Source organism: Wenjunlia tyrosinilytica, assembly GCF_014646055.1.
GTDB classification, from domain to species: Bacteria; Actinomycetota; Actinomycetes; order Streptomycetales; family Streptomycetaceae; genus Wenjunlia; species Wenjunlia tyrosinilytica.
This window is the reverse complement of the sequence record NZ_BMMS01000020.1, coordinates 15,557-26,678: the sequence shown is the minus strand read 5'-3', so window position 1 is coordinate 26,678 and position 11,122 is coordinate 15,557. Positions and strand designations below refer to the sequence as shown.

Sequence of the window (11,122 nt, the reverse complement as noted above, 5' to 3'; positions counted from 1 at the left end):
TGGGGCAACCGGACGTGGCACCACTGCCGTCCCATCCCGTACTGCCTCGCAGGGGGAGCGCGGGTCATGGCGGATCTCGTGGGGTGTGCAGGCATGGCGAAGGCCCCGTTGCCCAAGATGTGGGCAACGGGGCCTTCGAGGAATGCGGATCGTGGTGGTGAGGGGCGGTCCGTGGCTCGCGGCTCTCATCGGAGCAGACGGGGTTGTCCGGACTGCCGACTATGAAGGAGCGGGGTACACCCCGCACCTACGCGAGCAACATGGCCAATAGCCGCGGCACGCGACTCAGTTCACGAGAAGTAGCAGCTCAGAGCGCTGCACTGGCGAATTCGGTATGAACAGACGAGATCCATGCCGCGGAGTTCACCGCCGTGATCTCCCTGGCGGGACGGCTGTGTCTGCCCGGAGGCCAGCGCACCCGCACCCGGCAGGTGAGGGCGCGTCGGAGGTGGCTGATCGCGCGGGTGAGCCGACCCTGGCTGCCGAGGAAGAGCCCGGTGCAGTCATAGGCGGTCAGTCGCTCTGGGCCCCCGGCGGCAGCTGACGCAGCCTCATCGTGACCGCGGTGTCGGACTTGAAGGCCGAGTCCAGCAGGGTGGCCGCGGAGACGAAGCGGTTGGGGTCGTTGAGCACAACTCCGATGACAGTGCGGCCCTCACGCGTGGCGGCGAAGACCAGGCAGGGACCTGCGGGGGTACTGGTGCCGGTCTTGATGCCGATGGCTCCAGGATACGAGCCGAGAAGCTGGTTGGTGTTGAACCAGGTGTAGGTGCGGCCGTTGGTGGCCTCCTGTTTGGTGCTCACCTGCTTGACGATGTCGCGGAAGGTGGCGTCCGCCATGGCGTGCCGGGCGAGCGTGGCCAGGTCGCGCGGCGTGGAAAGGGACCCGGGGGAGAGGCCGTCGAAGGAGTCGTAGGTGGTCTTCGTCAGGCCCAGCGAAGCAGCCTTGGCGTTCATCGCGTCGATGAACGACTTTGTACGAGCGCCGATGGTGTCGCCGGTGCCGAACGAATCGGCGAGCGCGGCCGCGGCATCGCAGCCCGACGGCAGCAGCAGGGCGTGCAGAAGCTGACGCACAGTGAGCGTGTCGCCGGTCCTCAGATCCGCCGTGCTGGCCCCGTTCTCGGTGACATGGTCGCGGTACTCCTGTTTGACGTTGACCTGGCGGTTGAGATCCACACCGGAAGTCTCCAGCACCACGACAGCTGTCATGATCTTCGTTGTGCTGGCCACGGAACGCTGGGTGTCCGCGGCTTTGCTCCACAGCGGCTTTCCCCCGGCGCCGTCGACGAGGAAGGCGCCCTGGGCACTGATCTTGTTGGACAGGGCAGCGGTGGCCTTCGCCTTCAAAGCGGGGCCGGACGCGGCCGGTCTCGCTGTCGAAGTCGTATCCGGACTCGCGCTGGCAGCGGGCAGGATGATCGCCGCGGCGGCGACCGCGGCCGCTGCGGCCGCGGCGATGGCGCCGGTCTTCTTGGTGACACGTCGGTGGCTCAACTCACTGACCTCCAGTGGGCGAAGGGGCTGGCTGGTGGGCGGTCGGCCAGGGGCAACGCCCACGGCAGAGCCGCAAGTACGGTGTTCGTCCTACGCGCTGGCTCGGACACTCCGGAACGGGGGGAATTACCACTCCTGTCGCATGATCCCCACGCGTCCCACCCCCAAGGTACGGATCTCCCCCGCAGGAGGTTCAATGGATCAACGTCACGATGAGCCGACTCGGCGCGAGCGCACCGGGATACGCCTGAACCCGGTGTGCCACCGCACCACCGTGCCCCCGCTCCTGCAGCGGGCCCTTGCCGGGGTGGACCACCGCCTCGCTCAAGCCACCGCGCTCCTGCCCGCCGACAGGTCATCACCGGCGACCAGAAAAAGGCCGCCCGCCCACCCACCCAGCCCGGGCCGGGCGGTCACCGTGCCCGCCCTGGCTGCCTTGAGCAGGTTCGGCTGGAGCGAACCCCGCTGCCGCTGCACCGCCCCCACCGCCACCGACCCGGGCCTCCACCGCCCGACGACACCACAAGCCGCCACCGCGCACATCGCCCGCCGACTGCACACCGCCACCGCTCAACCGCACCTGGCCGCAGCCCTGGCAACCGCCGACACCACCGCCGCCTCCACCGCCCAGCCCGGCACCGTCCACCTCACCGGCCTCGCCCGGAACGCAGAAGCACTCACCCTCCGCGTGGCGATCTTGATGCGGGCCTCGGTGCGGGTGCGGAAGACAGGCCGGTGGACGTACTCGACCTTCAGCACGCTGCGTTCCACGACGTTGCGCTGCTTGTGGACCTCGCGGTCGAAGGCTGGCGGGCGGCCGCCCCGGCTGCCGCGCCGGAGACGGTTGCGGCCCTGGTCGGCCCGCTCCGGGACGGTGTGCGGGATGTTCCGGTGCCTCAGCCAGGTGCGGATGGCCTTGGAGCTGAAGCCCTTGTCGCCGATGACGTGAGCGGGCCGCACCCGCGGCCGTCCCGGCCCGAGGCGGGGTGCCCGTATCCCCTCCATCACAGCGGTGAACTGGGCGCAGTCGGTGGTGTTGCCGCCCGTGAGCACCAGAGCGAGCGGGCGGCCCAGACCGTCACAGGCCAGATGCATCCGGGCGTGAAGCGCGGCGGTCCGCACCGGGACGTCGGACTCGAAGGGCGGGTGCCGCCACCGCGGTGGCCAGGGAAACACCGGCCTTGCGTCGGTAGTAGGAGGCCGGCGCCCGGCAGTCGTTGCCGCGGGGCCGGGCGGTGCCGCCCGGCCGACGTCGGCTTTCCCGGGGCGCCGAGCTCCGGACTGCTACTCCACGAACTGGAACATCCACGCCTGGCGGGCATTGGCGACGTCGAGCGGCCTCAGGGCGATGCGGGGCGGGAAGATCCGCAACAGGCTGAGGTCTACGGCCAGTTCCTCGCCGTCGACGGGGCCTCCGGGGACGACGAGGTGGAAGGTACGAGGCTGCGAGCTCTGGTAGAGCGCCCATTCGCAGGGCTCGGTGAATCCGCCGACCGGCTTGTTCACCTCGGGATCGCCGTCGAAGCCCAGGTAGGTACCGCTCTTGAGGTTGCGGATCGTGCAGTTGCCGTTGGTGAGTCCCTCCAGCGACCACTCCTGTTCACCCGGGCTGCCGGTGGGTGGGAGCAGCAGCGCTGGTGTCTTGGGCTCTGCCGACCCGCCTTCCAGGGTGAGAAGCTGCTCGCCAGGACGGGCGATCGTGTACAGGCCGTTCGGTACAGGTGCCAAGGCCGCCGACTCCATTTCCGAGGCGCGGCACCCGAGCGGGGTACCACCGGTCTACTGGGCGGACCCATACAACCTCCGGCCGACGCACCAGGCAGGCCAGGACACGCCGTGCGTCACTCTTCAGGACTACAGCGCCTTCCCGTCTCGGAGCCCGCACCTTCCGGGGCCGAGCGGGTGACCGCCCTGAACCGTGCGGGTGACGCCGAAGCCATGTCAAAGGCCGGGGCGCCGCCTCCGGGGCGGTGCCGGGTCCCCCACCTCCTGGGCAGCGCGTGGCACCCGCCTTCCACCTGTGCATTCCAGTTCTTCGGTGACTTTTGAACAGGGCCCGTTCGTCGCAGACTCGGTTCGTGAACTTGCCCAACGAATGCGGCGGGAGTGCGCGAGATGACGCCGAACGGGGCGGGCTCGATCAGGTCGGTGGAAGAAGCTTGGTGCACGGATGTGAAAACGTTATCCCGCCTCCGAAAAGCCTCGACATGTGGCGCCGCCTGCCGGTATTCATCCGTAATAGTACGGTTACGTCTGCGTGTGGCGCCTCCCTGGGTCGCACTGACGGGCTTCTTGCGGGGCTGTCCAGAGGCATGCTAGAAACCGCTTTCAGAGAGAGTGGGTGTCAACGGTCTGCTGTCCGGGAACCACCAGGAGGAGCCGATGGGCCTACGTACGGAGGGGCCGGTCGCGCACCCTCGCCTTCGGGTGGTCGGAAAAGCTGCATGCCATGGACGCCGTGGGCCGGACCGCTCCGGCCAGTCGGCTGTGGGACGCGGGCGCGGATTCCCGTGGTGCGGGCGTTCGTCCTGCGTGGCTCACCCAGCGCGTTCCGCGCCGGCGACGACATCGGCGAGTTCTTCCGGCTCACCACCGCCCGGGAGGCTCGCGACCTCTTCCGTCCGGCGAAACCTTCGGAGCCCCGAAGGGGCCGAAGGCACCCGCGCCTTCCGGGAGAGGCGCACCCCCGCCTTCCGGGAGAGGCGCACCCCCGCCTTCGCCTCCCCTCCCTCGACCGCGCACTGACTCCCAGGAGCCATCTGTGACCCATACCCTCCAACTCCCGGTCTCCGCGGGGCGGACCGCGCCCTACACACTCGGCACCCCCAAGGAATTCACCCCTCCGCGCGCCGCTCTGCGCAGCCGCGTCGCGTACGCCGCGGCCCACGTGGTCGCCGACCCGTACGGTGGGAACGCCCCGGGTGCCCCAGCGGCACTCGACTGGGAACGGACCCTGGCGTTCCGGCACGAGCTGTGGCGATGGGGTTTCGGCGTCGCCGAGGCCATGGACACCGCCCAGCGCGGCATGGGCCTGGACTGGCCCACCGCGGCAGAGTTGATACGCCGTTCCGCGGCCGAGGCCCGTGCCGTCGGCGGCCGTATCGTGTCCGGTGTCAACACCGACCAGCTGGCCGTCGCGGAGCCGAGGCTCACCGACGTCACGGCCGCGTACCTCGAGCAACTCTCCGTCACGGAGGATGCGGGCGCCACACCGGTGATCATGGCCAGCCGGGCCCTCGCCACGGCGGCTCGCACGCCCGAGGACTACCTGGCCGTCTACGACAAGGTCCTGGCCCAGGCGTCCGGACCCGTGGTCCTCCACTGGCTCGGCGAGATGTTCGATCCCCAACTGCGCGGCTACTGGGGATCGGAGGATCTCGACGCGGCGACCGACACCGTGCTCACGCTGCTGCGCACCCATGCGGCCCGTGTGGACGGCATCAAGCTCTCGCTCCTCGACGCCGACCGTGAGCGCTCGCTCCGGGGACGCCTTCCGCACGGTGTCCGCCTCTACACCGGCGATGACTTCCACTACTGTGAACTCATCCAGGGTGACGACCAGGGCCACAGCGACGCCCTGCTGGGTGTCTTCGCGGCCATCGCGCCGGCGGCCTCCCAAGCGCTTCAGGCGCTCGACGAGAACGACCTGGACGGCTACCGGGCCGCCATGGAGCCGACCGTCCCCCTCGGTCGGCACCTGTTCGCGTCACCCACCCGCCATTACAAGACCGGCGTGGTCTTCCTGGCCTGGCTGAACGGGCGACAAGACCACTTCACCATGGTGGGCGGAGCACAGAGCGCACGGTCGCTGACCCACCTGGCGGAGCTGTTCCGGCTGGCCGATCGCGCCGGGGTGCTGCGCGACCCCGATCTGGCCACTTCCCGTATGCGCACATTCCTCCAGATCAACGGGGGCCCCGTATGAGCGATCTGAGCCGCCTCTCCTTCAATTCCCAGACGGCCAAGCACTGGCCGCTTCCCGAACTCATCGACGCCGCCGGGCGCGGCGGGCTCGGTGGCGTGGGGCTGTGGCGCGAACCCGTGCGGGAGGCGGGGATCGACCGCGTCGCACACCTTGTGCGCTCGGCGGGGCTGGAGGTGACGAGCCTGTGCCGGGGCGGCTTCTTCACGGCCGCGGACGCCGCCACCCGCCAGGAACGTATCGACGACAACCGGCGGGCGGTCGAGGAGGCGGCCCTGCTGGGTGCCCGGACCCTGGTCCTGGTCTGCGGAGGGCTGCCGTCGGGCAGCCGGGACCTCGCGGGGGCGCGCGGCATGGTCGCCGACGCCATCGCGGAGCTGGCGCCGTTCGCGGGTGACCACGGTGTGGTTCTCGCCATCGAGCCGATGCACCCGATGTACTGCTCGGACCGTAGCGTGGTCTCCACGCTGCGCCAGGCCCGGCGGCTCGCCGAGCGGTTCCCCCCCGAGCAGGTGGGGGTGCTCGTCGACGCCTACCACGTCTGGTGGGACCCCGAGCTCGTCGATGAACTCGCGCTGCTCGACGGGCGGATCGCCGGATTCCAGGTCTGCGACTGGGTGACGCCGCTGCCCGCCGGCGTGCTGACCGGTCGCGGGATGATGGGCGATGGTGTCATCGACCTCGGGGCACTGCGACGCGAAGTGGAGCGCAGCGGCTACAGCGGGCTCACAGAAGTGGAGATCTTCAACGCGCGGTTGTGGCAGCGTGCCGGCCACGAGGTCCTCGCCGAAGCGTGCCGCCGGTACCTTGCCCATGTCGCCTGATCCACGGGCATCGGCGCCCCGACGGAGGGAGCGCGCCGTCCTGTGTGCCGGTGTCCAAGGCCGCCTGGGCCCGCAGGAGAGCGCCCGGTACCAGGCAGGAACCGGTCCCGCGACCGTGTGGCGGCGCGGGCGGGACCGTTGCCCTCCATCCTGTGGGGAGGGGCTCCGTGCCTCTTTTGATCAGGGATTCTGCCTTTAACGAGCCGTCTGCGCGCATCGGCCGCGAGCCCGCCGCAGGGCGAGGGTGAGTGCGCCGTGCGGGACGGGCGGTGTCGCCGAGGGGCGCCACCTCGATGGTGGGACTCGGCTCGCTCGGTGTCATGTCGGGCATGACCCAGACCCGTAGGCGTGGCCCGCCGTGCTCGTACGGCGAGATCGCCTCCCTCCGGATCCACGAAGCAGGAGTGCTCATGAACATCGCCCCCTCACGCGTCCTGTCGGACGGCGTGTCGATTCCGACCATCGGGTTCGGCACGTATCCGCTGTCCGGTTCCGAAGCGGAGTCGGCGGTACGCGGCGCCCTCGGATCGGGGTATCGCCTGATCGACACCGCGGCGAGTTACGGCAACGAGGAAGCGGTCGGGCGGGCCCTCGCGGCTAGCGGCGTACCGCGCGCGGACGTGACCTTGATGACGAAGGTGCGCGGCCGGGACCAGGGCTTCGAGCGGACTCTGGCGGCCTTCGCAGAGTCCACCGCGCGACTCGGCGTCGATTACGTCGACGTCTATCTGATCCATTGGCCCTTGCCCCGTCTCGACGTGTACGTCGACTCATGGCGCGCCATGATCGAGCTCCGTGCGCAGGGCCGCATCCGATCGATCGGGGTCAGCAACTTCACGGCACGGCACCTGGACCGGCTGCGTGAGGAGACCGGCGTGCTGCCGTCCGTGAACCAGATCGAACTGCACCCGAACTTTCCGCAGCGAGAGCAGCGGGAAGCCGATGCCGCGCGCGATATCGCGACTTTGGGCTGGAGCCCGCTGGGCCGGGGGAGCGGTCTGACCGCCGACCCCCTCGTGGTTGAGCTCGCCCGCACCCACGGTGTGACGCCGGCCCAGGTGATCCTGCGCTGGCATCTTCAACTGGCAGCGATTCCGATCGTCAAGTCGGCTACGCCCGCGCGCCGGCGCGCCAATCTCGACATCTTCGGCTTCGCCCTGGCCGAGGAGGAGGTCGCCGCACTCACCAGCCTGGAGCGCGGGCGGATCGGCGGTGACCCGGAGACCTACGAGGAGTTCTGACGCTACGTAGCGCAAGACGCCGCCGGATCGCGGTTTGCTCCGGCGGCGCTGACGGGGCCCGCGGCAGGTCCGCGGGGGACCCCAAGGCTGCGATCAGCCGACCCGTGTGCCGAGAAGGGCGCCGCCACTTCGTCGAAGGGACCGGGGGCTACGCTCGCGCGCACGGCGTCCTGGCAGCCCCATATCGCCTGCGCCGCCGTCCCTGTCGTGGAACGGTCCTCGCTCCGCGCGGTGATCGTGTGCGCCCGCGCGCCGTCGCGCACCTCATCGGCGGTGCCCCGCCTCAGGAGCCCGGCTCCGCCGGTGGCGCCAGGTCAGCGGGCGTCTTCGACGATCATGTCCGAGGCATGCTCCGCGATCATAACGGTCGGGGCCTGGGTGTTGGAGCTGACGATGCGAGGCATGACCGAGGAGTCCACCACGCGCAGCCCCTCCAAACCGTGCACCTTCAGGCGGGGCGAGACCACCGACTGGTCCGAGACGCCCATGGCACAGGTGCCGACCGGATGGTACGAGGTCCTGCCGTGCCGGCGTACGAAGGCGACGTAGTCGTCCTTCGTACGCACCGGACGGCCTCCCGCGAGGTGTTCCGCCTTGATGGAGGACGCCATGGACGGCTGTTCCATGATCTGGCGGCTCTGCCGAACCCCCTCGATCGCCATTTCGAGGTCGTAGTCATCGGCCAGGTAGTTGGGGTCGATGAGCGGCGCCTGACGCGGGTCGGGGCCGGCCACCCGCACAGTGCCACGGCTGCGTGGCCTGAGGAAGTAGGAGTTCAGGGTGCAGCCGAAGCCGGGCCGCACCGCGGCGATCCCCGCCTCGACCCCGGCAGCCGGCAGGAAGTGGAACTGCAGGTCAGGTGTCGGCTCCTCCTCGCCGCCGTAAGCGAAGCCACCCGCCTCCACGACGGTCGATGCCAGCGGCCCCCGGCGGAAGGCGGCGTACTGCACGGCGGCCACAGCGGTGGCGGGCAGTGGCCGTGCGTAGCGGTCCATGCTCTGATACGAGGTCAGTTCGTAGATGATGTCGAGGTCGCAGTGGTCCTGGAGGTTCTTGCCGACGCCGGGCAACGCGTGCACGACCTCGATCCCCGCCTGCCTCAGATCCGCGGGGTCACCGATGCCTGACAGCTGCAGAACCTTCGGGGAGCCGAAGGCGCCCGCGGCTACGATCACCTCGCGGCGCGCGGTGTACCGCCGGGTGGTACCGCCCTCGAGGGTTTCGATTCCGGTGGCACGGCCGTGGTCGGTGACCACACGCCTGACCATGGCGCCCGTCCTGACCACAAGGTTCCTGCGATGGCGGGCGGGGCGGAGATAGCCGACGGCGGCACTGCAACGCCGCGCGTCGCGGGTGGTCGTCTGGTAGAACCCGACGCCGTACTGCTCGTTGCCGTTGAAGTCGCTGTTGTAAGGCAACCCGAACTCCTGACCCGCCCGCACGAAGGCCTTGGACAGGGGGTGCGGATTGACCACGTCGGACACCGAGAGAGGGCCTTCGGCGCCATGCAGCGGCCCCGACAGCCGCTCGTTGCGCTCCGACCGAACGAAGTACTTCCGTACCTCCTTGGCGGACCATCCCTCGCAGCCGTGGACACTCGCCCACTCGTCGTAGTCCTGGGCGACGCCGCGGGTGAACACCTGCGCGTTGATCGAGCCGCCACCGCCGATGACCTTGCCCTGGGCCAGGGGTATCTCCCGTCCTTCGCAGTGTTTCTGGGGCTGGCTGACGAAGCCCCACTGGTACGGGCCCGCCGTGAGTCTGGCGAATCCGGCCGGTACGTGGATGAGCGGGTGCCGGTCGGAACGCCCCGCTTCAAGGAGCAGCACCCTCACGGAGACATCCGCGCTGAGGCGGTTGGCCAGGACACATCCGGCCGTACCTCCGCCCGCGATCACATAGTCGAACGAGTCGTCCTGCTGAGCCACAAAGCACTCCTGGGGTTCCCCGGCCGCCCGAAGACGCTCATGCGGAGCGGCACGAGTGGGCGGCCGGATGTCTCGGTCCTGATTTCGGCGAGCCGCGGCCCGCTCGTCCTAGTGCGCGCACCCGTCGCGGAAGAACGGCGTGCGCTTGCCCGAGCGGATCTGGATGGTCTTCAGCTCGGTGAACTCCTCGAAACCGGCCTGTCCCATCTCACGGCCGTAGCCGCTGTTCTTGACGCCACCGCAGGGGAGCTGGGGCGCGCCGTCGATGGTGGTGTTCACCCAGACCGTGCCGCTGCGCAACCGCCTGCCCAAGGACAGGGCGGTATCGATGTTCTTGCTCCATACGGAGTTCGCGAGCCCGTACTCGACGGAGTTTGCGAGTTCGACCGCCTCCTCTTCGGTGCGGAATCGGCTGATGGCCAGGACCGGTCCGAAGACTTCCTCGTTGAACAGGCGCGACGTGGGCGACACCTGGTCGATGATCGTGGGGGCCATGAAGTGGCCCGCGGCGAAGGCGCCGCTGGTGAGCCGTGTGCCTCCGGCCACCACTCGAGCACCCTCGGCTTCCGCGCCGCCTATGTACTCGAGGACCTTGTCCAGGTGAGCGGAGTGGATCATGGCGCCGATATCGGCGTCCTCGTCGAGCGGCGCCCCCACGCGCAGCCTGCTGACACGGTCCACCAGGGCTGCGACGAAGCGGTCGGCGACGTCCTGGTGGACCAGGAGGCGCGCTCCGGAGACACAGCACTCGCCCTGATTGAACAGCACCGCGAAGAGCACGCCGTCGACCGCGTCCTCGAGATCGGCGTCAGGAAACACGATGCTGGCCGCCTTGCCGCCAAGCTCCAGGGAGAGTCGCTTGACGTTGCCGGAGGACGCCTCGACGACCGAACGTCCCACCGCGGTGCTGCCGGTGAACGACAGCAGATCCACGTCACTCGACCGCGCCAGATGGTTTCCCACCGTCGCCCCGGGCCCGGTGACGACGTTGAAGACGCCGTCCGGCAGGCCCGCCTCGGTCGCCAGCTTCGCGATCTCCAGCGTACTGCCCGAGGTCAGCTCCGACGGCTTGCATACGGCGGTGCAGCCGGCCGCCAGGGCGAACGGGAGCTTCTGCATGAGCAGCAACAGCGGAAAGTTCCACGGGGTGATCATGGCGACGACTCCGCACGGTTCACGGGTGACGAGCCCGGTGAAGTCCGGCCCGAGATGGGTGTGTACTTCACCGTGGCTGGTCATCGCCAGAGCGGCCGCGTACTCGGTGAGCGCGATACCGGCGGCGACGTCACCGCGGGCGAGCCGGATGGGCTTGCCCGATTCCTCGGCGTCGATGCCGGCCAGTGGCTCCTGGTCGCGGCGCATGAGGGAGGCCAGGGCACGGAGCACCGCGGCGCGCTCCGCCCCCGAGCGGCTCGGCCAGTCACCCTTGTCGAACGCGCGGCGGGCCGAGGTGACGGCTGCCTGAGCCTCGCTGGCATCGCCCCGGGTGAACCGGGCGACCACTTTCTGGGTGCCGGGGTTCTCGCGGGCCATGAGCTCCGCCGTCGGCTGAGTCTCCTCGCCGTCGATGAAGACGCCGTACGTACGGACGGCGCGCTCGGTAGTCGGGGCTACCATGGAGCCTCCAAGAGAGCGGTTACCACAGTGTCTCGTCAGATGAGCGATACGCTAACAGCGGCATAAGCTGCTAACAAGAAGAAAGTGTGTGCA

Annotated in this window: 7 protein-coding genes and 1 pseudogene; 3 read left to right on the top strand and 5 right to left on the bottom strand. The window is 69.5% G+C overall.

What is annotated here, in order from left to right:
* Nucleotides 1–513: 513 nt before the first annotated feature.
* The 3 genes and pseudogenes from IEY86_RS22250 to IEY86_RS22240 form a co-directional block, all read right to left on the bottom strand.
* Complete coding sequence (locus IEY86_RS22250; protein ID WP_373287076.1) at nucleotides 514–1,461, bottom strand: D-alanyl-D-alanine carboxypeptidase family protein; 948 nt, start codon at nucleotides 1,459–1,461, stop codon at nucleotides 514–516.
* Nucleotides 1,462–2,067: 606 nt separating this feature from the next.
* Nucleotides 2,068–2,595 (bottom strand): annotated as a pseudogene (locus IEY86_RS22245) (transposase); the annotation flags it as partial.
* A gap of 186 nt (nucleotides 2,596–2,781) precedes the next feature.
* Complete coding sequence (locus IEY86_RS22240; protein ID WP_189133571.1) at nucleotides 2,782–3,225, bottom strand: ricin-type beta-trefoil lectin domain protein; 444 nt, start codon at nucleotides 3,223–3,225, stop codon at nucleotides 2,782–2,784.
* 1,033 nt (nucleotides 3,226–4,258) lie between these two features.
* Between IEY86_RS22240 and IEY86_RS22235 the strand changes: the two genes are divergently transcribed.
* The 3 genes from IEY86_RS22235 (at nucleotide 4,259) to IEY86_RS22225 (ending at nucleotide 7,484) form a co-directional block, all read left to right on the top strand.
* On the top strand, nucleotides 4,259–5,422 hold the full coding sequence (locus IEY86_RS22235; RefSeq protein WP_189133570.1) for a dihydrodipicolinate synthase family protein: 1,164 nt from the start codon (nucleotides 4,259–4,261) through the stop codon (nucleotides 5,420–5,422).
* Nucleotides 5,419–6,243 (top strand): sugar phosphate isomerase/epimerase family protein, encoded by an 825-nt coding sequence (locus IEY86_RS22230; protein ID WP_189133569.1) that lies wholly within the window; start codon nucleotides 5,419–5,421, stop codon nucleotides 6,241–6,243. The genes IEY86_RS22235 and IEY86_RS22230 overlap by 4 nt, the downstream gene beginning before the upstream one ends.
* A 410-nt stretch (nucleotides 6,244–6,653) precedes the next feature.
* A complete protein-coding gene (locus IEY86_RS22225) occupies nucleotides 6,654–7,484 on the top strand; it encodes an aldo/keto reductase (RefSeq protein ID WP_189133568.1) in 831 nt (276 codons plus the stop codon).
* A gap of 314 nt (nucleotides 7,485–7,798) precedes the next feature.
* On the opposite strand, the gene IEY86_RS22220 is transcribed toward IEY86_RS22225, so the two are convergent.
* Nucleotides 7,799–9,412, bottom strand: a complete 1,614-nt coding sequence (locus IEY86_RS22220; RefSeq protein WP_189133567.1) for a GMC family oxidoreductase — start codon at nucleotides 9,410–9,412, stop codon at nucleotides 7,799–7,801.
* A 108-nt stretch (nucleotides 9,413–9,520) separates the two neighbouring features.
* A complete protein-coding gene (locus IEY86_RS22215; protein ID WP_189133566.1) occupies nucleotides 9,521–11,029 on the bottom strand; it encodes an aldehyde dehydrogenase family protein in 1,509 nt (502 codons plus the stop codon).
* Nucleotides 11,030–11,122 lie beyond the last annotated feature (93 nt).

Excerpts from the sequence above, each read along its gene's own strand:
- IEY86_RS22215 (WP_189133566.1), bottom strand. The coding sequence starts at position 11,029 with ATGGTAGCCCCGACTACCGAGCGCGCCGTCCGTACGTACGGCGTCTTC.
- IEY86_RS22230 (WP_189133569.1), top strand. The coding sequence starts at position 5,419 with ATGAGCGATCTGAGCCGCCTCTCCTTCAATTCCCAGACGGCCAAGCAC.
- IEY86_RS22225 (WP_189133568.1), top strand. The coding sequence starts at position 6,654 with ATGAACATCGCCCCCTCACGCGTCCTGTCGGACGGCGTGTCGATTCCG.